The following is a 22,584-nucleotide window of genomic DNA, read 5'->3' on the forward strand; positions in this document are numbered from 1 at the left end:
CTGTTATGAAGCGCTGGTATCGAGTTTCCGGTTTTCTCCTGGTGTTATTGGTGTGCCAGTTGCCGTTACTTGTCTCTGCACAGTCGGAGGACTCGGTTCAGGACCGTGTTGGCGGTGGCCAGAGTCCCTACCTGAGTTTCTGCCAGGAGCGGTTTTACGAGGAGGACGACGGTCTGATTCGGTGCAACTGGGCTGTCAACTTCAATTACGCCTGTTTTGTTTCCTATCCGTCCAACAAGGTGATTCAGGCTGGATCAAAGATTTCCGAGCCCGAAGTAGTGGGGGAGTGTGACAATGGGGAGCGTATTATCAAGATTCTGCACTATTAACTCGCCCGCCTGACTTGAGGAACACGTAATAGTTTTCGTCATAGCTGTTAGCATTGAATGCTGTTACAAAAACACAGCTACTAAAAATAATTGAAAACCGGGAGGGGGCATGTATCAAACTCCAGAGTTATCGCCGTCGATAATCTGCGCTGACATTCGAGTACAGCGGGTGTTTCGCTGGGTAGGCAGTACGATATTGATTGGCCTATTATCGGCTTGTGGAGGTGGCGATAAGCCGGAAGCCCGAAAAGCCGACTTCGCCCGACAGGATACTTTCCCTTCTACCTATAAAGCTGATGAAGCTACGCCAGTGCTGATTCGCGGTGCCACGCTACTCACGGGCACCGGTGAACAACGCCTTAATACCGATCTGCTGCTAAAAGACGGCAAAATTTCGGCGCTGGGTGAAGACCTGAAGGCCCCACGCAAAGCGACGGTTATTGAGGCTCGGGGCAAGTGGGTTACTCCCGGCATCATTGACGTGCACTCTCACCTGGGGGACTACCCCGCGCCGGCCATCGAGTCTTCCCAGGACGGTAACGAAATGACTGCGCCGAATACCGCACAGGTTTGGGCAGAGCATTCGGTGTGGACACAGGATCCCCAGTTTGCGTTGGCGCTGGCAGGGGGCGTGACTACGCTGCAGATTCTGCCTGGCTCGGCCAACCTGTTCGGTGGCCGCGGCGTAACCCTGAAAAATGTCCCCGGCCGCAGCGTACAGGATATGAAATTTCCCGGCGCTCCCTACGGCCTGAAAATGGCTTGTGGAGAAAACCCCAAACGGGTCTATGGTGGCAAGGGCTCCCTGCCATCCACCCGTATGGGCAACGTCGCCGGTTACCGCCAGGCGTGGATCGAAGCTTCAGCGTACAGGGACAAGTGGCAGGACTACCAGGGCAAGGGCGGGGAAGAGCCAGAGCGGAACCTGCAGCTGGAAACCCTGGCGGGGGTGCTGAATGGCGAAATTCTGGTACACAACCACTGCTATCGCGGTGAGGAAATGGCGATCATGATGGATATTGCCAAGGAGTTCGATTTCCAGATTTCCACCTTTCACCACGCGGTAGAAGCCTACAAGGTTGCCGACCTGCTCGCGGAGAACAAAGTCTGTGCGGCCATGTGGGCGGACTGGTGGGGGTTCAAGCACGAAGCGTTTGATATGACCGAGGCAAACATCGCCATCGTCGACCAGGCCAAGGCCTGTGCCATGATCCATTCGGATTCTGCCATCGGCATCCAGCATCTTAATCAGGAGACGGCTAAGGCCATGGTGGCAGGGCAGCGCGCCGGCTTCCATATCGAGCCCCGGCACGCGGTTACCTGGATGACGCTCAACCCGGCAAAGTCCCTGGGTATCGACGCGGTCACCGGAAGCCTGGAGAAAGGCAAGATGGCGGATGTGGTCATCTGGTCGGGTAATCCCTTCAGTGTCTATGCCAAAGCGGATCAGGTCTTCATTGACGGTGTGCTGATGTATGACCGCGACGATCCCTCGCGACAGCCTCACAGCGATTTTGAACTGGGCATTCTCGATGCGGAAGGCGAGCGCCTGCCGGAAGGAGGTCAGCAATAATGAACAAGAATACGCGATTCAAATTTTATGGGGTGTTGTTGGCCGCGCTGGTTGCCGGTGCAGCGCCTCAGCTGTTCGCTGACACCCTGCTGATCAAGGGTGCGAAAATTATTACCCTGGATGAGCAGGGCACTCTGACAGTCGGAGACATGCTGGTACGGGATGGGCGCATTGAGCAGATTGCAGAGAACCTGGACGCGGTGACCGCGGACCTCGTGATCGACGGCAAGGGCAAGGTGGTGACGCCGGGCATTATTGCTCCCAGCAGCGAACTGGGGCTTACCGAAATCGGCGCAGCGGCATCTACCAATGACAGTGCCATCAGCGACGCGCCGCTCGGTGCTGGTTTTGATCCTGCGGTGGCATTTAATCCGCAGTCCACATTGATTCCATTCAATCGCGCCGGGGGCCTGACTCGAGCGGTGGTACTTCCCGGCAGCGAGGAAAAGATTTTTGCCGGTCAGGGATTCGCCATCAAACTCACTGGAGGTTATGACAGCGTCACCCAAACCGGATTGGTACAGAAAGTATACTTTGGTGAATCCGGTGCACAATTGGCCGGTGGCAGCCGTGCACTGGCGTATGCTCAGATTGAACAGGCGCTGAGTCAGGCTGGGGAATATGCGGCTAACCGCGCTGCGGTTCGCCGTGGCGACTGGCGCGAGCTGGACTATTCGCTGGAAGATCTGGATGCACTGCAGCCAGCGTTGAGTGGCGAGCAACCACTGTTGATTGCTGCCGACCGCTCCAGCGACATCCTGCAGTTACTGGCACTGGCAAAGAAGTTCAACCTGAAACTGATCATACTCGGCGCGGCCGAAGGATGGATGGTGGCAGACGCCCTGGCCGATGCACAGGTGCCAGTGGTGATCGACGCCCTGGGGAATACTCCCAGCGCGTTTGAAGCGCTCGGGGCGCGCATGGATAACGCAGCGCTGCTGCACAAGGCCGGCGTAACCGTGGCGATCAGTGGCCCTGGTTATGCAGGCTCACACAATAGCTACCTGTCCCGTCAGGGCGCGGGTAATGCGGTTGCCTACGGATTGCCCTATGAGGATGGGATCAAAGCGATTACGGCCAATGTTGCGGAAATTTTTGGACTCGAAGGGGGGACTCTGGCGGCGGGTAACCTGGCCGAGCTGGTCGTCTGGAGTGGGGACCCACTGGAGGTGACGTCCTATGCGGAAATGCTGTTGATTGATGGCCAGCCGCAGTCCCTGGTGAATCGCTCAACGCGCCTGCGGGATCGCTATCTGCACCCTAAAGCAGGTACCGGGCATGCCTACGAACGATAAGTTGCTACTTGTTAGCGTTATAAAGTGCAAGTTAGAAGTAGCGCAAAAAAAAGTATGAAACAGGTTGGAAAAGCTGATGAGTGTTGAAGTTACCGCGTTATATGCCGGGTTGTGTGGCTTGCTGATGATTGCTTTGGCATTCAGAGTGGTTGGGTTTCGCCGCGGTAAAAAAATTGGTATCGGAACTGGTGGCGATAAACAGGGTGAGGTGCTGGTGCGGGCCCACGCCAATGCGGCGGAATATGTCCCTATCGCATTGCTCCTGTTAATGGCGGCAGAAATCAACGGGCTGGCACCACTGTGGCTGCACAGCCTGGGCTCGACACTGGTGTTCGCCCGTTTATTGCACGCGATTGGCCTGATCGGCGGGAAAGGAGGCTATCACCCGGGGCGTTTTGTCGGCACTGCGCTCACCTGGTTGGTGATCATTATCCTGGCGGTGATTAACATTCTGTCTGTGTTCTGAGAAGAAAACGGAGTGAAAAAAAGCCCGGCAAGCCGGGCAGAGTACAGGGATGGAATGGAATCTGCGCAGGCTTGTACGGGTATCGTATGAGCCTGCGGCAACCGCTTACTGGTTGGCGGCCAGGGGAGTGACGTTTTCTTCGCCGTGGGCTACGGGTTGTTCTTCGAAAGCGTCATCTTCTGTCAGTAAATCTTCTGGCTTTCCTTTACAGGCCTTGGCCAGTACTTCGCGGCGCTTGGCCAGCATCAGGCCAATTTCTTCACTGGCTTGCTCGGAAACGCCATCAACATGACGCTCGATCAGGGCAGTGATGTTGGCTGCCAGTTCCAGCATTTTGTCGTGTTCTTCGGCATCTTTTTTGTTGTCGAACATGGCTCCGTCTCTATCGCATTTCCAGACTGCTACTACCGCCATAAGGGCCTCCTGATGGTCTTGGGCGTTTATTCTTGGCAATAACCGTGTGTTGTTATTGAAGTGGATGCATGTACAGTATCTGTATAGATGTTCAGTGTCAACGGCCGAGCGGAAACCGGTGGGGGTATAGGGTGAACTGGTCACATAGCAATTTGCTCAGAGTTTCTGCATCCAAATGCGGCTCTCCCCACGTCCATCTGCTGAAAGGTAAAAGTCGCACTGAAACGGGCGGCTGCTGCGGTACCCCTGATACAAACTGGTCGAAAAAGGTACAATCCTGCGCCAGTTGATCCGACGACTGATTTTGCCGTGCGGATGGTTGCGGGGGAAGTATCACTGAAAGCACCGCGATCAGGTAAATTGCAAGAGCGAGATAACATCAATGAGAGCGAGTAACACCACCATGCGTAAACGCATGCCCATCTGGGCCTTTGCCGTCGCAGCCACTCTGAGTATGGGGGTTTCCGGATCCCTGTGGGCACAGGACGAGGTCGGCGAGGCGCCCCAGCCGCCGACGCCACCAGCCCCAGTGGTAGCGCCGGAACCGGTAGAGAAAGAGGCGACTAAACAGGTGCGTATCCTGCGTCAGGGGGACGGCAGCCTGCGGATCCATGCCCGGGATGAGAACGGTGAAACGGCCAATGTCGAGATCGATCTCGGTGAAGAATTCGGCGGCGCGGTGACCCGGCGCATCTATGAAAAGCTCAAGGAGAAGGGCGTACTCGACGAGCAGGGCCTGGTGATCGAGGAATCGCTGGAATCGGTGCCGCGCAATATCGACATCGGTATCTCCACGGAAATGGCCCGGGAACATGCCCGGCAGGCGCGGGAGCACGCCCGCGCGGCGCGGGATCTGGAGCGCAAGGCAGAGGTCTACGCCTATAACTACAGCGACTCGGATGATTCTGACATTGCACTGGTTATTCCCGTGATTGCCATCCTGGCTGTTTTTGGTACCCCCATCCTGATTGTTTGGCTGGTCACCCGCAACAGCTATCGCAAAAAGCAGCTGGTGATGGAGAACATCAATCGTATGGTTTCCGAGGGGCGCGATATCCCGCCGGAGCTGCTGGACGCGCTGGAAGGAGAGAGCACTGGGAGTACCAGGGACCGCGGATTTACCCTGATGGCTGTGGGCGCGGCAATCTTTATCTGGCTCACTGCCGCCGCCGGTGTGGGGGTGGGTAGCCTGGGCCTGATCCCGCTGTTTATCGGTGTGGCACGCTATATCAACTGGAAGCTCGATCACCAGCAAGCAGGTTAAGGACGGCGACCCATGAACCTCAATGATGAGGATCTGATCAGGCGCGTCGTCGATGACGGGGACCAGCGGGCTTACGCCCAGCTGGTTCGTCGCTATCAGTCACAGCTGCGATTCTCGCTTCGTCAGCTGTGTGATGGCGACCAGGGGCTGGCCGACGATATGGCGCAGGAGGCCTTTATCAAGGCCTACAAGGCATTGCCTGCATTTCGGGGGGATGCGCGCTTCAGTACCTGGCTGTACCGTATTGCCTACAATCTGGTCATGAGCTACAAACGCAAGAACGCACCGGATGTGGATCAGGATGCGGTTGACCGTGCCCAGGCTCAGCAGAGCGTCGAAGAGGCGCAGCAGCTGGGTATGGCCAGAGATCTGAATACGGCGATGGGGGAGTTGAGTGAAGCCCAGCGGCAAGCGGTACATCTGTGTATGCAGCGCGGTTTTTCCCATGAGGAGGCTGCCAGTATTATGAAGTTGCCGCTAGGCACGGTAAAATCTCACGTTAATCGCGCAAGAGCCAAGTTGCAGACGCTGCTTCAGGCCTGGCGGGAGGAGGTAGTCGGTGGCTGATTTCAAACATCAATCAGCAGGTTCCCGGAACACAACGGGTGGTTCTACAGGTATGGTGATCAAAGACGGTATTGTTCAGTCCGCGCACGGTGCCCTGGAGGGTGAGCCGGACTTTGATGCATGGCTGTCGCAGCAGTTGCAGTTCAGTGAGCCTCATCTCGATGATGACGGCTTTTGCGAGCGTGTTATGGCGGAACTGCCGCCGGTGCCGGCGAAGCGCGCCGAGCGTCGGGCGACCCGTTATCAGTACGCGGCCGTGGTCGCGGCGTCCGCCATTGTCTGCTGGCAGTTCCCCTTCGAACAGGTGCTCACGCAGGCAGCCCAGCAGAGTATCAGTCTCTACAGTCTCATGGGGTTGGGTATTCTCGGCTCCATCGCGGCCATGACTGGCGGTATCTTGGTAGCTCGGCGCTGATCTTTCCCCGTATCCGCTTTCCCAATAGCTGGGGCCGTTGTCTCAACAGGCCCCGGACTCTTCTCTTCCTCTCACTTTTACGTTTTGGTTCCATGTTCTCGAATTTAGGGAAGTTTGGCCCCGATCCCGGGGGCTTAGCGTTGGTATTGCCCCAGATCTATCTCACCGCGTTTGGTTACGCGAATCGCGGGCAGAATGGACTGCCTCAATCCTAACTTTGCTTCCAGTTCGTAGGGCACGCTGTTTCCCTGCAGCCGAATGAGCTCTGCCGCTGCCATAAACGACCCCATGATGTTGGCCGAGGCGTCTACCACGATGGCGTCCTGACCGTAGGCTGGGATCACCGGCAGGTTACTCGATGTACCTGTGATCACCTTGTGGCCCGCCAATTTGAGGGTGTAGTACAGGCCGGACAGGGACAATTCACGGTTGTTGGGGTTGAACACGCGCAGGTGGATGCGAAAACGCAGGTCGCCACTACCGTTGCCGGGCAGGGGTTCCAGCGCGGTTAGCTGCACTTCCGGCTTTTCAAACTCCGGCGACAGGGTGGCACAACCCGGTATAGACAAGGCCAACAGCAATAGTACAAACGCCCGTGTGCGCAGTGTGCCGGCGATGTCGACCAGATTTTTTCTATTCCACTTCATATACAAGTACAAGCTATTCAATGTGTTCCCCCGGTAATTAGTGGCCGCGTTGTTTCAGGTCTAGACCATTTCTGTGACGTCCGGTTCAGCGGTGGAGGGGTATCGGTACAGGATCCAGCGGTAGTAGTAGCGTACGGATTGGGTTCAACACAAGAATATCCGGCGGGGACTATACTCAGGTCGCGTTTCAGAACCTGTCGCTGAAGCGTCATCCAGGGTCTGCAGTGCCAAATATCGAATAACAAATATCTGGGTGGCGCACCACAGCTGCAAAGGCAATGAGCGGGGGCGTTTAAAAGGAGTATTCCGTGGAGTTTGCCGAACTTCAGCCGGACCTTCAGCAGTGGATCCGCGACGCGGTAAAAGCTGGCCAGCAGCCATCGGTGATGGTCGAGGCGCTGCTGCGAGCAGGTTACCAGCCCAGTATTTCTCGGGCGGTGAAGCAGTGCATCGCCGATTTTGGTGGAAGCGGAGACCCAGATTGCCGATTGCCCCGGGCGCAAGCGGATTCCGGTCAGCGCTTCCGTCTGTTCGAGCCGCAGACGAATAATATCCCTGTGGACACACAGCGGGTGGAAGTCCTGCTGTCGTTGCGCAGTCCCAATCTCATACTTTTTGGCAACCTTCTATCTGCCAGTGAGTGTAATGCCCTCATAGAGCTCTCTCGTCCACAATTGAAGCCATCCCGGGTGGTCAACTCAGATAACGGCGCCTTTGATCTGGGGGAGGCGCGCACCAGTTATGGTGCCTGTTTTCAGCGGGCGGAATGTCCCTTGATTGCGGCGATTGAAAACCGTATCGCCCGGTTGCTGGGGGTGTCGGCGCGAAGAGGGGAGCCACTACAGATTCTGCATTACGAGCGCGGAGCACAGTACAGGCCCCATTACGATTTTTTCAGCCCCGAACGAGCGGGTCATAGGGAGGTTTTGTCACATGGCGGGCAGCGTGTGGGCACCCTGATCATGTACCTTAATGACGTCGTCGCGGGAGGGGCAACGGTATTCCCAAAGCTGGCACTGGAAATTTTACCGAAAAAGGGGTGCGGTCTGTTTTTCTCGTATGCCAACGAACGTGGTGAACTGGATTACCAGACCCTGCATGGAGGTAGCCCGGTAGGGGAGGGCGAGAAATGGATCGCGACCAAGTGGTTGCGCCAAGCGGATTATGTGACGGAAGAGGACTGACAACCTGGCTGGGAGCAGCGGCTGGACGATTTCGGCGGCTATGTACTTTATGTTTCATTTTTTCACTTTCGGCTTTTCTTGCTTGAGCCCCGTGAGCTGCACCGTGCAGGCACAACCCCCTGTCGACGACAAAACCAAAGAACTAGCCGAAACACTCGAACTGGCCAAGGTAGCGCCAACCTCGTTTTCCCATGTGCTTGAGGCGGTGACCGGATCCATGCTGGATATCTGGAATGCTTTTCTCGGGCATATCCCGTTCTTCGTTGCCGGTTTGGTGATGCTGCTGCTGACCTGGGGGGTGTCTATTGTCGCCGGGAAATTTACCCGCCGTTTTGCCAGAAAAACCACCAAACGCTCATCCCTGCACGATCTGCTGGTGCGATTGACGAGAATCGTCATCTGGCTGCTGGGATTATTGATTGCCGCGATGATCCTGTTTCCGGGGTTGACGCCGGCCAGGGCCCTGGGCGGATTGGGGTTGCTCTCGGTGGCGGTGGGATTTGCGTTCAAGGATATGTTTGAAAACTTCTTTGCCGGAATTCTGATCCTGTGGCGCTTTCCTTTCGAGGCGGGAGACGTCATCAAGTGCGAGCAGGTGGAGGGGCGGGTTGAGGCGGTAGAAGTGCGCAACACCACGATTCGCCGTACAACGGGAGAGCTGGTGATTGTGCCCAATCTGTTTCTGTTCAAGAATCCCTGTGAAATTCTTACGGATCGCAACAAGCGGCGTTTTACCATTTATGTCGGCGTGGGATACGGCGAGGATGTGGACGCGGCGGTAAAAGTGATCGAGAACGCGGTTTTGGGCTGTGAAATGGTCCGTGACGACGAGCCGATCCAGATTTTCCCCCGCGCGTTTGGGGACAGTAGCATCGATATTGAGGTCACATGGTGGGGTGGTTCTACGCCTCTGCAGGAGCGGGCATCCCGCGGCGAGGTAGTGACGGCTGTGAAGCGAGCTCTGGAGGACGCGGGGATTGAAATTCCGTTCCCGCATCGCACACTGACGATCAGGGATGCGACCGGGGTTTTGCAGAAAGAGGTCTGAGTGTATTTAACACTGGGGGCTTTCTAAGCGCTGAGGGCTCTCTATGCGCTGAGGGCTCTCTATGCGCTGAGGGCTCTCTATGCGCCGAGGGCTCTCTATGCGCTGAGGGCTCTCCGTACACTGAGAGCACTGTAATCGCTGTTAAATATTAGGTCTCAGAGTGTGCTGTCGGGCTGGTTTTCGGGGCGCGCTTTTTCAAATGCAGGCAGAGATGCGCAGGCTGCTGCAATCCGGGCAATATTGGGGTAGTTGTGCATTTCCATGCCGAAGCGTTCGGCATTGTAGATCTGCGGAATCAGGCAACATTCGAACAGGCCCGGTTCAGATCCGCTTACAAATTCGCCGCTCAGTCCGTCAAGCTGGATCTCCAGGGCCTGAAAGCCTCCATCGATCCAGTGGCGTATCCACGCCACTTTCTGCGTGTCGCTGGCGCCCAGTTCTGATTGCAGGTATTTGAGTATGCGCAGGTTTTGTACTGGTTGGATGTCACAGGCAACGTTGTAAGCCAGTGCGCGTACCCGGGCGCGATCAAGGGCATTGCGGGGTAACAGGGAGGGTTCTGGATACTGCTCCTCCAGCCATTCCAGTATCGCGAGTGATTGCGTCAGAACGTCGCCCCCTTCGATCAGGGCTGGCACTAATCCCTGGGGGTTTAGCTGGCGATACTCTGATTCCTGCTGTTCTCCCTTTAGCAGGTTTACCGGGTGGTATTCGTAATCCAGACCTTTCAAGTTGAGCGCAATACGTACCCGATAGCTGGCGGAGGAGCGAAAGTAGCCGTGCAGTTCCATTCAATTGATTCCTGTCCATGCGCCCCTTTCTTGGGGGTGCAAGCTGGAGGTTGGGCAACCCGAAAGTGGCTCTGATACGCTCGCGCAAATTGTTTGCGCGAAACAGCCTTTGGTCTGACAAAAATGGCGTCAAACCCCGTATAATGCGCGGCCGATTTCGTCTGAGGTTGTACGGGTGTACCTGGTTATCGATCTATTCAACCGTGATCGCTGCCTTGGGAAGCCCTTCTGGTCGATTGGACGTGTTGATGAGCACCCGCATCGGCAGCCGTTGGGAGCCTGAGGCTGCCAAAATTTTCTGCGGCAGTGGTTACATTTGAAACCAATGTTAGTTACATTTGAATTCTGGTACAACCCCGTCCCTCAGCAGGTGAATGAAGCGCGATGACAATTGATAACACACGAAGCGAAACCGCAGAGCTGACTGATCCCATCGATGCGGTGCGTCCGGACGATCTGCGGCTGGAGAAATTTCTGCCGTACCGGTTGTCGGTACTTTCCAACCGCGTCAGTAATGCCATCGCGGATGCTTATAGCGCGCGCTTCGACCTCACTATCCCTGCCTGGCGCGTGATGGCGATTCTCGGACGTTTTCCCGACCTGTCCGCAGCGGATCTGGTTGAGCAGACGGCGATGGACAAGGTTGCTATCAGCCGCGCGGTGTCCATTCTTATCAAGAACGACTACATCACCCGCAGCGAGGACCACGCCGACCGCCGCCGCCAGGTGTTAAACCTGTCGGAGCTCGGGCGGGATGTCTACGACCGCATCGTGCCGCTGGCGCAACAGTATGAAAATGACCTGATGAGCTCACTTTCCTCGGAAGAGCGCGGCCAGCTCGACAGCATTATTGAAAAGCTGATGGCGCGGGCGCAGGACTGGGAAAACCGCGGGCTGATTGACTAAGCCAATCGCTCGCCTGTCGTCATTCCCGCGAATTTTTCAGAAGGCGCCCTGACACACGTGCGCCTCGTCGAATTACCAGGAGTTACCATGTTTGATCATTTGCACAGCCTGCCCGCGGATCCGATTCTGGGGCTGCTGGCCAGCTATCGCGCAGACACCAATCCACACAAAATTGATCTGGGCGTTGGTGTGTATAAAGACGAAGCGGGCCATACCCCGGTTCTGCAGGCAGTGAAAGAAGCGGAAACCCGTCTGTTGCAGAGCGAGGAAACAAAGGCCTATGTCGGGCCTGCGGGCACGCCGGAATTCAATACCGGCATGCAGGAGCTGGTATTGGGCGCTGGCCACCCGGCACTGGTGGGGAACCGTGTGCGCTCCGCGCAAACCCCTGGTGGTTGTGGCGCACTGCGCGTACTGGCGGAATTTACAAACCGGGCCAAAGCCGGCGCGACTATCTGGGTGAGCGATCCTACCTGGGCCAACCATGTGCCCCTGCTGGGCAATGCGGGTCTGCAGATTAAGAGTTACCCCTACTATGACCGCGCCACCAGCAGTCTCCGGTTCGACGCCATGGTGGAAACCCTCAAGAATGTCGGCGAGGGCGATCTGGTGCTGTTTCACGCGTGCTGCCACAACCCCTGCGGTGCGGATCTCAGTCGTGAACAGTGGAAAGTACTGGCTGAAATGGCTCAGAAACAGGGCTTCACACCATTTATCGATATGGCCTATCAGGGCTTCGGGGAGAGTCTGGAGGCGGATGCCTACGGTCTGCGCCTGATGGCAGAATCTGTGCCGGAAGTTCTTGTGGCCGCGTCCTGCTCGAAAAATTTTGGCCTGTATCGCGAGCGCGTCGGCCTCGCTATGGTGATCTACAGCGACGCCGCGGCGGCGGATCGCGGTCAGAGTCAGCTGCTGAATGTGGTGCGCGGCAACTATTCCATGCCTCCGAATCACGGTGGTGCGATTGTGGAGTCGATTCTTACCGACGCCGGACTAAGGGCAAACTGGGAGGCAGAGCTGACCGAAATGCGCGAACGCATCAATAGCTTGCGTGCAGGTCTGGTTGAGAGTCTGCAGATTGCCGGTGCCGTTGGCGACTTCAGTTTTATCCGGCAGCAGAAGGGCATGTTCTCGTTTCTGGGGATTAATCCTGAACAGGTGCAGAAGCTGCAACAGAAATATTCTATTTATATGGTAGATTCCAGCCGCATTAGTATTGCTGGTCTGAGTCAGAGCAATATGGCGTATTTCTGTCAGTCCGTTACTGAAGTCCTGGAGTCCTGACAGGAGCGCTTGCAGCCGTCCTGATAAGTGCGGCAGCGCGCTGCCGCTTACAAAATTTTCCTCCCGGTGCATCTGCCTGTGGTGCGCCCGCTCAGTAAATTTGATGTTGAGCCGAATAAGGAAGTTGAGGTAGAAGCCCGTGTCCGAGTCATTAGTCAAACCCTGGGATCCATCCAGCTGGCGTAAAGTGCCGGCCCATCAGCAGCCGAAGTATCGCTCGGTTGCCGATGTAGAGGCCGTTGAAGAACAACTTGCCGGTTATCCGCCACTGGTATTTGCTGAAGAGGCCAGAGAGTTGCGCCGACAGTTGGCGCAAGTGGCCGAGGGCAAGGCGTTTTTACTGCAGGGGGGCGATTGTGCGGAATCTTTTGCGGACTTTAATGCAAACCGTATTCGCGACACATTCAAGGTGCTGCTGCAGATGGCGGTGGTGCTCACCTTTGCCGGCAACCTGCCAGTGGTGAAGGTGGCGCGCATGGCCGGGCAGTATGCCAAGCCGCGCTCCGCAGATATGGAGACGGTAGCCGGGGTGGAACTGCCCAGTTACCGGGGCGATATCATCAATGGAATTGATTTCACCGCTGAGGCCCGGGTGCCGGATCCGCAGCGTATGTTGACCGCATACAACCAGTCTGCGGCCACACTCAACCTGCTGCGCGCCTTCGCTCAGGGTGGTCTGGCAGATCTGCATCAGGTCCATGCCTGGAATCTGAGTTTCCTGGAAAACAATCCATTGCGTGATCGCTATTTGCAGTTGGCTGAACGGTTGCAGGATGCGCTGGAATTTATGGCAGTGTGCGGGGTGAACTCCGACAATACCCCAGCTATTCGTGAGACCACGCTGTATACCTCCCATGAAGCCTTGCTGCTGAATTACGAGCAGGCACTTACCCGTACAGACAGCCTCACAGGCAAGTGGTATGACTGCTCCGCACATATGCTGTGGATCGGGGAGCGTACACGCCAGCTGGATGCGGCTCATGTGGAATTTCTGGCTGGCGTCTGGAATCCTATCGGGGTGAAGGTTGGTCCCGGTATGCAGACCGATGAACTGATTCGCCTGATTGATCGGCTGAACCCGCACAACGAACCCGGGCGGCTTACGCTGATTGCGCGCATGGGCGCGGAAACCCTGGGTGAAAAGTTGCCAGCGTTGGTGCGCGCGGTGGAAAGGGAGGGGCGCTCGGTCGTCTGGAGTACCGACCCGATGCATGGCAATACGGAAAAGTCATCCAGCGGTTACAAAACACGGAATTTCGACAAGGTACTGCGAGAAATTCGCGATTTCTTCGCGGTCCACCGTGCAGAAGGTACCCATCCCGGTGGTATTCACCTGGAGATGACTGGGCAGCACGTCACCGAGTGCACCGGCGGGGCGTGGAAAATATCCGATGCGGATCTCGCCAGCTGCTATCGCACCCAATGTGACCCTCGTCTGAACGCGGATCAGGTATTGGAGCTGGCATTTTGCATCTCTGAATTGTTGCGCGATGGTCGTGGCACCACTGTATAAATTTTTGAGGGGGGCGGGATGTATCAGCTGTATATCGGTAACAAAAACTATTCGTCGTGGTCGTTGCGCCCGTGGCTGTTAGCGAAGGCGCTGGATATCCCCTTTGAGGAGCGGTTGGTGCCGTTTGATGATGGCGGTAGCTGGAATAAATTCCGCACATTTTCTCCCACTGGCCTGGTGCCGTGTCTGGTCGATGGCGAGACCACCGTGTGGGATTCACTTGCCATTGCAGAATATCTTTACGAATCCTTGCCCCAGGTGTGGCCGCAGGAGCGACAGGCGAGGGCATGGGCTCGCTGCGCCGCAGCGGAAATGCACGCGGGATTTTTCGCTCTGCGCAATCAATGCAGTATGAATTGCGGGGTGACAGTATCCCTTCATCAGGTGGATGCTGCGTTGCAGCGAGATCTGGACCGGGTGGATGAGCTCTGGCAGCAGGGTTTGCATCGGTTTGGCGGTCCTTATCTGGCGGGGGCGGCATTTACCGCCGTGGATGCCTTCTTTGCGCCAGTGGTCATTCGCCTGCAGGGATATCAATTATCCCTGGGTGCTGAGGCGATGGCTTACTGCCAGCGCATTCTGGCATTGCCCGCGATGCAGGCCTGGATTGGCGAGGCGCTCCGTGAACCTTGGCGGGAAGTTGGCCATGAAGCTGAGTTGCATACGGTAGGGACCATCGTCGAGGATCGTCGGGGCTGATCGGCCGCTACGTCGAATTTCCGTTCTTCATTCTTTCCCGCCCCTCCCGTTTCTTTAGTTTATTTTCTACCGTTCATTTTTTAAGTTTCTGTGCAAATTCTCCCGGATTCTGGACAACTGGCGGCCAGAATCCTGGTTGCCGTTCAGTTACCTGGATAAAACTATACACTTAATAAGCCGTTATCAAATGATTGATGTATATCCAGCCCGTGCTTTCCTCCGAATTGTTATTCAATGCTGGGGGGATCTTCTGCCTCGTTTCTGGATCTCGGTGAAAAATTTGTGGTGTTGGGTGGGGCGTAGCGATCTATATACCCTCCGGTTACACTCCGGCAAGCAGAAATTTAACAAAAAAAATGCAGACAAGAGGACCGAGTCAATGCGCCAAACGCTGATCGCTATCTCCATCGCCGCTGCCCTGGCAGGTTTAGCTGGGTGTACGAAAGAATCCGGACAGGAGCATATTGCCAACCCCGTTGAGCAGGCGACAGCTTCCGCGGCCGCTGCGGATGTTGCGAAAACTAACCCGTTATTGGCGGAGTGGACGGGTCCCTACGGCGGCGTTCCGGCTTTCGATAAAATGAAGGTGGAAGACGTTATGTCTGCACTGGAATACGGCATGGCCCAGCGGCTTGCACAGATTGACAGGATTGCCGGTAATTCAGAGGCACCGACATTTGCCAACACCATTGCGGAAATGGAGCGCAGCGGGAAGCTTCTGGACCAGGTCTTCACTTATTGGGGTATCTGGAGATCCAATATGTCGTCGCCGGAATTCCGCGACGTGCAAGGGGAGATGGCGCCGAAGCTCGCGGACTTCAGCTCTAAAATCATTCAGAACGACAAACTTTTCCAGCGAGTGAAGGCGGTCTATGACTCCCGTGACGATGCCAACTTGAGCGCCGAACAAATTCGCGTGGTGGAGCTGATATACGATCAGTTCGCGACGAACGGTGCGACGCTGACGGGAGAAGCGCAGGCGCGCTATGCAGCGATCAACAAGCGCCTGGCCGAATTGCATACTCAATTTGGCAACAATGTTCTGGCAGACGAGGAAGGCTACGATCTGTTCCTTGCTGAGGATCAACTAAGTGGATTGCCGGAATCCTTCGTCAAGGCAGCCGCCGCCCTGGCAGAAGAAAAAGGCCAGAAGGGCAAATACGCGATTAGCAATACCCGTTCTTCCATGGATCCGTTCCTGACTTACTCCACGGATCGCAAATTGCGCGAGCAGGTCTGGACCAATTATTACAGTCGTGGCGACAACGGTGGTGAACACGACAACAATGCCATCATCGCTGAAATCCTGCAGTTGCGTGATGAACGTGTGGGCCTGCTGGGCTTCGACAACTATGCGGAGTGGCGCCTGCAGAACCGCATGGCGAAAACACCGGAGAGTGCCATCGAGCTGATGGAAGCAGTGTGGCCGGCAGCGGTTGCCCGTGTGCACGAAGAGGTCGCGGATATGCAGGCGGTGGCGGATGCGGAAAATGCTGGTATCACCATTGAGCCGTGGGATTATCGCTTTTACGCGGAAAAGGTGCGCAAGGCGAAATATGACCTGAATTCCGATGAGGTAAAGCAGTACTTGCAGTTGGACAAACTGCGTGAGGGGATGTTCTATGTCGCCGGGGAGCTGTTCAACTTCAGTTTCAGCGCAGTGGATGAGGGCGTAATCCCCGTATTCCATGAAGATGTGAAGGTCTGGGAAGTCAAAGACAAAACTACTGGTGAGCATATTGGTCTCTGGTATCTGGATCCGTTTGCGCGCGCAGGCAAACGCTCCGGTGCCTGGGCGACCATGTACCGTGATCACAGCTCTTTTGATGGCAAGCAGACCGTATTGGCGTCAAACAACTCCAACTTCATTAAGGGTGCTCCGGGCGAGCCGGTACTGGTGAGCTGGGACGATGCCGAAACCTTCTTCCACGAATTCGGCCACGCGCTGCATTTCCTGTCTTCCAAGGTGAGCTACCCGACCCTGAACAGTGGTGTGCGCGATTACACTGAGTTTCAGTCCCAGTTACTGGAGCGTTGGTTGAGTACAGATCCAGTCATCGATAATTACCTGGTACATTACAAAACCGGTGAGGCGATTCCCGCGGAGCTTGTCGCCAAAATCAAGAAGGCGGCTAACTTCAATCAGGGATTCGCTACCACGGAGTACCTGGCATCAGCGCTGGTGGACATGAAGTTGCACACGATCGATCCCGCCGGTATTGATCCGGACAAGTTCGAGCGTGAAACTCTGAGCAGTCTGGGTATGCCTTCGCAGCTGGTGATGCGCCACCGTACGCCGCATTTCTCCCACGTATTCTCTGGCGAGGGATATTCGGCAGGCTATTACGGTTACATGTGGGCGGATGTGCTGACGTCCGACGCGTCCGAGGCATTCGCCGAGGCAGAGGGTGGCTTCTACGACAAGGAAGTGGCTGCGAAACTGGTGAAATACCTGTTTGCACCGCGCAACGGGATGGATCCTGCAGAGGCTTACCGATTATTCCGGGGGCGCGATGCCGGAATCGAGCCGTTGATGCGCGATCGCGGTTTCCCGTTGCCGGGCCAGACTGCTGCTGGTGCCGGTGAATAACCTCACCAGCACTTGATGCTCTGACAACGAAAAAACCGCAGCGCTAAAACGTTGCGGTTTTTTGTGGATATATTTCTTCGCTTTTTAGTGTCCGCAGATACCGCGGCCCGGCGGCTCTTCTAGACTTGCAACAAAGGATATCGGGAGGCGATGCTGTGCCGAAGTGGCTGATTGTGGCTGGTTGTGCCCTGGTTATTGTGGGCGTCTTACTGCATTTCTTTCCAAACTTGTTCAGCTGGTTTGGGCGACTGCCGGGGGATATCCGTATCGAATCCGAGCGCAGTCGCGTCTATTTTCCCATCACGTCCATGATCATTCTCAGTGTCGTACTGAGCGTGGTTCTGAGCCTGTTCCGTCGCTGAATTATTTTTCCAGCAGCTGGTCCAGTGGCAGCTCGGTGCGGTAGCGCACCTGCTTGAGTGAGAAGCTGCTCTTTATATGGTCGATACCCGGCAACTCGGTGAGTTTCTTGTCCAGGAATTCTTGGTAGGCGTGCAGGTTCGGCACCACCACACGCAACAGGTAATCGAAATCGCCGGTCATCAGGTAGCATTCCATCACTTCGGGCCATTGGCCGATGGTGGACTCAAAATTCTGTAGTTCTTTCTTTACCTGATGGTTCAGGGTGACCTGGATAAACACGCTGACCGGCAGGCCGACCATATCGGGTTCCAGTAGCGTTACTGCGCGTTTTATAAACCCCTGTTCGTGCAGGTTCTTGACCCGGCGGGAGCAGGGGGAGGGGGACAGACACACTTTTTCCGCCAGCTCGATATTGGGGATGGTCGCGTCCTGCTGAAGTATTTCCAGTATGTGCTTGTCGATGGCGTCCAGCAAATAGGCCATGGCGGTACCTGAATTCCTGATGCGTTGTTCAGAGAGTGGTTGGTTCATTTTTGCAGGCGATAAACAGCGCTGGGTTGCTGGCCAGAATATCTGAATTGGCCAGTTTGCCTAGTAGGCTTAGCCGCGCTGTGGCAGAAAATTTCGCCCGCGATATCAGCACAACAAGTCATTTGATAAGGATTCTCGATTCCTCGGGCTGACTGCCTAATTATTGCAGAAATCATTCCAAGAGTGGTGATTTCTTTCCGTTGGCCGCCGCTTTTATAGCGAATTTGGTATGACCTGCCGGTTTGTCTGGTGATAGTTTACCGAGAACAACAAAACCTCACCGGATTCTGCTGGCCCGGATGACGCAATCTGCGGCGCCGGAATTGTCGGATCCTGCAATAACGAGAAGGTCACCTAACCATGGCGATGGTGGAATCAGATCAGGAGCTGGGCTTTGATCGGGCTTACTCCCTCAAGGCTGCGTTTACCCGGGAATCCGGCCGTATTTTTCTGACCGGTATTGATGCGCTGGTGCGCTTGCCCCTGATGCAGAAGCGGCTTGATGAGCGGGCCGGTTTGAATACCGCGGGGTTTATCTCCGGCTATCGGGGATCGCCGCTCGGAGGCTACGACCAGGCTCTCTGGCGTCACAAAAAAATACTGGCCGAGCAGGATATTCACTTCGAGCCAGGTATTAATGAAGACCTGGGCGCCACGAATATCTGGGGTACCCAGCTGCTGGATCACTACCGTCGCCAGGCCACCCGCGACGGTGTCTTCTCCATCTGGTATGGGAAAGGCCATGGTGTTGATCGTAGCGCCGATGTATTTAGACAGGCCAATATTCAGGGGACCTCGAAGCTCGGCGGTGTACTGGCACTGTGCGGTGATGATCACACGGCGGAATCCTCGATGTTTTCCCACAATACCGACCAGATTTTCGAGTCGGTGATGATGCCACTGTTGTTTCCTGCCACCATCGATGAGTATCTCACGCTGGGCCTTGCGGGTATTGCGTTGTCGCGCTTTTCCGGTTTGTGGGTTGGCTTCAAAACCATTACCGAAACGGTGGAGGCCGGCGCGTCAATACTCGTTCCAGAGCTGCCGCAGTTTGTGGCGCCGGCGGCCTTTGCGGTTCCTGCCCATGGCCTCAATTATGACCCGCACCTGAACTGGCCTGCCGAGCGGATGGAATACGAACGGCGTATGCTTGAAGAGCGACTGCCCGCCGCCCGCGCATTTGCGTATGCCAACCGGCTTGACAGGACCATTGTCGCGGCGCCGAAAAAACGCTTCGGAATCGTTACCGTCGGCAAGGCCCATGGCGACCTGCTGGAAGCACTGAAACTCCTGAACCTGAGTGAACCGGATCTGCTTGCCGCTGGTATTTCCATCTACAAGGTTGCCATGAGCTGGCCGCTGGAACCCCGCGGTATGAGCGAATTCGCCGGTGGTATGGAGCGAATACTGGTGGTGGAAGAGAAGCGCCCGCTGGTGGAAGACCAGATAAAAAATCTGTTCTACGGCTGGGCAGATAGTCGTCGACCTAAAGTCGTGGGCAAAAAAGATCTGCAGGGGGCGGAACTGTTGCCAGCTATCTGGGGCCTTGGACCGGATCAGGTAGCGAAGGCTATTACCCGCTGGCTGGCGGACACCGAGTTGGCTGCGAAACTGGTGCCGCTGGCCGAGAGCCTGGGTGCCGATGTTCCCGTCAAGGTCAGTGGTCTCTTGTCCCGGGAGCCCATTTTCTGTGCCGGATGTCCGCACAATACCTCAACCAAATTACCCGAAGGCAGCACCGGCAGTGCCGGTATTGGCTGCCACATCATGGCGTTGGGGAAAGGATTGCGCACCGATACCTATTCTCACATGGGGGGGGAAGGCGCGCACTGGGTCGGCTTGCACCGCTTTTCTTCCGACAAACACATCTTCCAGAATATGGGAGATGGAACCTACAACCACTCGGGTCTGTTGGCCATTCGCCAGGCGGTTGCGAGCAACGTCAATATTACCTACAAGATTCTCCTGAATGATGCTGTCGCCATGACCGGTGGCCAGCCCGCCGATGGCGAAGTCACCGTGCCGAGCCTGTCCAGCCAGCTGTTCGCGGAAGGGGTCGGGCAGGTCTGCCTGGTCAGCGAAAACCCCGACCACTGGCGTGATCATCGCCAGGCTCTCCCGGACGGGCTGCAGATTTTCCATCGCCATGAACTGGATCTGGTACAGCGCAACCTGCGCGAGGTGGTCGGCGTCACCGCCATTATTTACGAGCAGGTGTGCGCGGCAGAAAAGCGCCGTCGACGCAAAAAAGGACAGATGGTCGATCCCGCACAGCGCGTGCTGATCAATCATCGGGTGTGTGAAGGCTGCGGGGATTGCAGCGTGCAATCCAGTTGTATCGCGGTGGAACCACTGGAGACAGAATTCGGCCGCAAGCGCCAGGTGAATCAATCCAGCTGCAATAAAGACATGCGCTGTGCCGACGGCTTCTGCCCGAGCTTTGTGCGCATCGAGGGTGGGGCGCTTAAAAAATCGGACCTGAACACTCTCGCTGATGCAATTGATCTCGCCACGGCCAATCTTTCAGCGGCGCCCAGGCCGCAACTGGAGCAGCCATTGAATATTCTTGTGGCAGGTATCGGTGGCAGTGGCGTACTCACAGTGGCCGCGCTACTGGGGATGGCTGCGCACCTGGAGGAAAAGGGCAGTACTACGCTGTATTTCACCGGTCTCTCGCAAAAGAATGGTGCTGTGGTGGCACATGTAAAAGTGGGTAACCGGCCGGAGGATATAAACACCGCGCGTATTCGCGATGGCTCCACGGATCTGCTGTTAGGCTGCGACATGGTCACTGCCGCAGGCCAGCGTAACAAGTTTGCCCGCGGAAAAATGCGGGCAGTGCTCAACACCGCCGCAGTACCTGTTGCCGCATTTGTGCGCGATAACGATCTCGCGTTCCCAGCACAGGCCACTGAGGGAAGTATTGAGTCTGTGGCCGCGAGCTACTTTGCCTTCGATGCCAATCGTTATGCAGAGGCGTTGTTCGGCGATACGGTTGCGGCGAATCTGATGCTACTGGGCTATGCGTGCCAGCAGGGACTGTTGCCTGTGTCTCAGCGTGCGATTGAGCGAGCCGTTGAGTTAAATGGTGTGGCGGTGGAAAACAACCTGCGCGCGTTCCGGGCCGGACGCCTGCTGGTGGAAAATCCGCAGGCGATTGACGAGCTGATTGTCCCGGCCGGAGCGTTTGATTTCGCACAACCACTGGAGACGACAGATCAGTTGATTGCGAGATTGCGGGCAGAACTCATCGCATATCAGGGCACAGGCTACGCGGGGAAATTTACCTCTGCTATTGCCGAATTACAGCAGGCAGAACGCCGGCTTCCGGGCAGCAATAGCGATCTCACTCGCATCGCCGCCCGGAGTCTGTTCAAAGCCATGGCCTACAAGGATGAATATGAAGTAGCGCGTCTCTACAGTGGTGATTCCTTCCGACGACAGCTGCAGGATACTTTCAGTGGTGATTACAAAATCCGTTTCCTGATGGCACCGCCGTTGATCGCGCGCGGAAATGCCAGTGGCAAGATTCGTAAGATTACGTTCGGTCCCTGGCTCGCCAGGGTGTTGCCGGTACTGGCGAAGGGTAAGGCGCTGCGCGGGACCATTTTTGATGTGTTCGGCTACACCAGCGAGCGTCGTGATGAACGGCGCTGGGCACGGGAAGTGCATAACACTGTGCGTGCGGTGGCTGCATCGCTGGCCTCTGGAAATGCGGATGTCGCGGCCGAACTGTTGGCATTACCTCAGGAGGTTCGTGGGTACGGGCATGTGCGTGCAGAGAAGATGTCAGTCATCCGGCCGCGTTGGGATCTGTTGAAAAGCCGCTTTACCGACGGTGGCAGTCCCTGTGTCCCAGCCGGGGTGATCGCCGCGGTGCGGTGATCGCTTAAATCCGGGAGCCCGGAAGTCCGATTTGAAAATTGGTTCATATGGATAGCAACAAACCCGGGAATTCCGGGCTTGTTGCTATCTGCTCTTTCGGAACAAAAGTGTCGGCTACTGAGGCTTGATCGACAGGAACGGGTTGATCAGCTTGCCGAAGACCCCTGTCAGCGCTACCGGTGCTTCAACCACGGACAGGCACAGACACTCCTGGTCCTGAGTGGCGGTGGGACGGTGGATTTCACCGGGTTCCCGCACCAGAAAGTCGCCCCGGGTATAAACACCATCGGCATCGGAGAAGCTCCCGTATAGCACCATGGTAATTTCCTTGCCGCGATGATCGTGTTCGGCGACTTTGTTGCCGGGTGCAATGCGGTGGAATGACACTTCGTGGTGACGTTGACCGGTTTTCAGGCGCGCTTCTTTCAGTCCCTTCGACAGGCGGCGCCATTTCAGGGTTGAATTGGTGCGCATCAACTTTGAGACCACAGGGGGAAGGTCGGAAAATACCGGATCTTTCATCGCGAACGGTTTGTGGACACGCGCCACAACCTTTTCCGCCTGTTTCTCCGGTGCCTGATCGCCAGACTCAATTCTGTCCATCAGGCGCGCAAAGGCGTTCGCACTTTCCCCGTCTTCGTTGGTGGCTGGTACGGCGCTGTCCAGTAAGGTACCACCGATGCTGTTCATCATGCGGTACTGTGCGGCGCACTTGGTGCATAGCTGCAGGTGTGCGGACACCACGAGGCTGTGTGCCCAGTTCAGGCTGCCGCTGGCATACTCCAGCAGCATATTGTTGTCGGGGTGGTGATGAATCATG

General features: G+C 56.2%; 21 protein-coding genes. 16 read left to right on the forward strand and 5 right to left on the reverse strand.

Features of this window, described 5'->3' with window-relative positions; translation table 11 throughout:
* Positions 1-5: 5 nt before the first annotated feature.
* The 4 genes from PVT68_RS00825 (at position 6) to PVT68_RS00840 (ending at position 3,663) form a co-directional block, all read left to right on the forward strand.
* Entirely contained in the window at positions 6-329 is a 324-nt protein-coding gene (locus PVT68_RS00825) for a hypothetical protein (protein ID WP_280320676.1), read from the forward strand.
* Between the two features lie 196 nt (positions 330-525).
* Positions 526-1,902 carry an amidohydrolase gene (locus tag PVT68_RS00830; protein ID WP_280320677.1) on the forward strand — a complete coding sequence of 459 codons (1,377 nt, stop codon included), beginning with the start codon at positions 526-528 and terminating at the stop codon, positions 1,900-1,902.
* Entirely contained in the window at positions 1,902-3,197 is a 1,296-nt protein-coding gene (locus PVT68_RS00835; protein ID WP_280320678.1) for an amidohydrolase family protein, read from the forward strand. The genes PVT68_RS00830 and PVT68_RS00835 overlap by 1 nt, the downstream gene beginning before the upstream one ends.
* A gap of 76 nt (positions 3,198-3,273) precedes the next feature.
* Positions 3,274-3,663 carry an MAPEG family protein gene (locus PVT68_RS00840; protein WP_280320679.1) on the forward strand — a complete coding sequence of 130 codons (390 nt, stop codon included), beginning with the start codon at positions 3,274-3,276 and terminating at the stop codon, positions 3,661-3,663.
* A 105-nt stretch (positions 3,664-3,768) separates the two neighbouring features.
* Here PVT68_RS00840 and PVT68_RS00845 read toward each other — a convergent pair whose 3' ends face one another.
* Positions 3,769-4,077, reverse strand: coding sequence for a YebG family protein (locus PVT68_RS00845; RefSeq protein ID WP_280320680.1), 309 nt, complete (start codon positions 4,075-4,077; stop codon positions 3,769-3,771).
* 382 nt (positions 4,078-4,459) lie between these two features.
* Here PVT68_RS00845 and PVT68_RS00850 point away from each other — a divergent pair, with 382 nt between their 5' ends.
* Genes PVT68_RS00850 through PVT68_RS00860 form a run of 3 tightly spaced genes read left to right on the forward strand, consistent with a single transcriptional unit; the run spans position 4,460 to position 6,323 of the window.
* On the forward strand, positions 4,460-5,341 hold the full coding sequence (locus tag PVT68_RS00850) for a DUF6249 domain-containing protein (RefSeq protein WP_280320681.1): 882 nt from the start codon (positions 4,460-4,462) through the stop codon (positions 5,339-5,341).
* Positions 5,342-5,353: 12 nt separating this feature from the next.
* On the forward strand, positions 5,354-5,908 hold the full coding sequence (locus PVT68_RS00855) for a sigma-70 family RNA polymerase sigma factor (RefSeq protein WP_280320682.1): 555 nt from the start codon (positions 5,354-5,356) through the stop codon (positions 5,906-5,908).
* A gap of 52 nt (positions 5,909-5,960) precedes the next feature.
* Positions 5,961-6,323, forward strand: coding sequence for a hypothetical protein (locus tag PVT68_RS00860; protein WP_280320683.1), 363 nt, complete (start codon positions 5,961-5,963; stop codon positions 6,321-6,323).
* Positions 6,324-6,457: 134 nt separating this feature from the next.
* Here the strand turns inward: PVT68_RS00860 and PVT68_RS00865 are convergent, their stop codons facing one another.
* Positions 6,458-6,970: an LEA type 2 family protein gene (locus PVT68_RS00865; protein WP_280320684.1), complete on the reverse strand. Its 513-nt coding sequence runs from the start codon at positions 6,968-6,970 to the stop codon at positions 6,458-6,460.
* Between the two features lie 308 nt (positions 6,971-7,278).
* Here PVT68_RS00865 and PVT68_RS00870 point away from each other — a divergent pair, with 308 nt between their 5' ends.
* Both PVT68_RS00870 and PVT68_RS00875 read left to right on the forward strand, forming a co-directional pair.
* Entirely contained in the window at positions 7,279-8,154 is an 876-nt protein-coding gene (locus tag PVT68_RS00870) for a 2OG-Fe(II) oxygenase (RefSeq protein ID WP_280320685.1), read from the forward strand.
* Between the two features lie 103 nt (positions 8,155-8,257).
* A complete protein-coding gene (locus PVT68_RS00875; protein WP_280320686.1) occupies positions 8,258-9,202 on the forward strand; it encodes a mechanosensitive ion channel family protein in 945 nt (314 codons plus the stop codon).
* Between the two features lie 155 nt (positions 9,203-9,357).
* Here the strand turns inward: PVT68_RS00875 and maiA are convergent, their stop codons facing one another.
* The gene (maiA, locus tag PVT68_RS00880) at positions 9,358-9,993 is read right to left on the reverse strand and encodes a maleylacetoacetate isomerase (RefSeq protein ID WP_280320687.1); all 636 of its coding nucleotides are present in this window, start codon (positions 9,991-9,993) and stop codon (positions 9,358-9,360) included.
* Between the two features lie 384 nt (positions 9,994-10,377).
* Between maiA and PVT68_RS00885 the strand changes: the two genes are divergently transcribed.
* The 6 genes from PVT68_RS00885 to PVT68_RS00910 all read left to right on the forward strand — a co-directional run bounded on the left by PVT68_RS00885 (position 10,378) and on the right by PVT68_RS00910 (position 17,347).
* Positions 10,378-10,899 carry a MarR family winged helix-turn-helix transcriptional regulator gene (locus PVT68_RS00885; RefSeq protein WP_280320688.1) on the forward strand — a complete coding sequence of 174 codons (522 nt, stop codon included), beginning with the start codon at positions 10,378-10,380 and terminating at the stop codon, positions 10,897-10,899.
* A gap of 87 nt (positions 10,900-10,986) precedes the next feature.
* Entirely contained in the window at positions 10,987-12,183 is a 1,197-nt protein-coding gene (locus PVT68_RS00890) for an amino acid aminotransferase (protein WP_280320689.1), read from the forward strand.
* A 139-nt stretch (positions 12,184-12,322) separates the two neighbouring features.
* Positions 12,323-13,696 (forward strand): class II 3-deoxy-7-phosphoheptulonate synthase, encoded by a 1,374-nt coding sequence (locus PVT68_RS00895; protein WP_280320690.1) that lies wholly within the window; start codon positions 12,323-12,325, stop codon positions 13,694-13,696.
* 18 nt (positions 13,697-13,714) lie between these two features.
* Complete coding sequence (locus PVT68_RS00900; protein ID WP_280320691.1) at positions 13,715-14,395, forward strand: glutathione S-transferase family protein; 681 nt, start codon at positions 13,715-13,717, stop codon at positions 14,393-14,395.
* A gap of 379 nt (positions 14,396-14,774) precedes the next feature.
* On the forward strand, positions 14,775-16,985 hold the full coding sequence (locus PVT68_RS00905; protein ID WP_280320692.1) for a M3 family metallopeptidase: 2,211 nt from the start codon (positions 14,775-14,777) through the stop codon (positions 16,983-16,985).
* A 155-nt stretch (positions 16,986-17,140) separates the two neighbouring features.
* Positions 17,141-17,347, forward strand: coding sequence for a DUF2905 domain-containing protein (locus PVT68_RS00910; RefSeq protein ID WP_280320693.1), 207 nt, complete (start codon positions 17,141-17,143; stop codon positions 17,345-17,347).
* A 1-nt stretch (position 17,348) separates the two neighbouring features.
* Here PVT68_RS00910 and PVT68_RS00915 read toward each other — a convergent pair whose 3' ends face one another.
* Positions 17,349-17,831, reverse strand: a complete 483-nt coding sequence (locus PVT68_RS00915) for an Lrp/AsnC family transcriptional regulator (protein WP_280320694.1) — start codon at positions 17,829-17,831, stop codon at positions 17,349-17,351.
* A gap of 408 nt (positions 17,832-18,239) precedes the next feature.
* Here PVT68_RS00915 and PVT68_RS00920 point away from each other — a divergent pair, with 408 nt between their 5' ends.
* Complete coding sequence (locus tag PVT68_RS00920; protein ID WP_280320695.1) at positions 18,240-21,764, forward strand: indolepyruvate ferredoxin oxidoreductase family protein; 3,525 nt, start codon at positions 18,240-18,242, stop codon at positions 21,762-21,764.
* 114 nt (positions 21,765-21,878) lie between these two features.
* Here the strand turns inward: PVT68_RS00920 and PVT68_RS00925 are convergent, their stop codons facing one another.
* The gene (locus PVT68_RS00925; RefSeq protein ID WP_280320696.1) at positions 21,879-22,583 is read right to left on the reverse strand and encodes a ChrR family anti-sigma-E factor; all 705 of its coding nucleotides are present in this window, start codon (positions 22,581-22,583) and stop codon (positions 21,879-21,881) included.
* Between the last annotated feature and the right edge of the window lies 1 nt (position 22,584).

It is taken from the genome of Microbulbifer bruguierae (genome assembly GCF_029869925.1).
Classification (GTDB): Bacteria; Pseudomonadota; Gammaproteobacteria; order Pseudomonadales; family Cellvibrionaceae; genus Microbulbifer; species Microbulbifer bruguierae.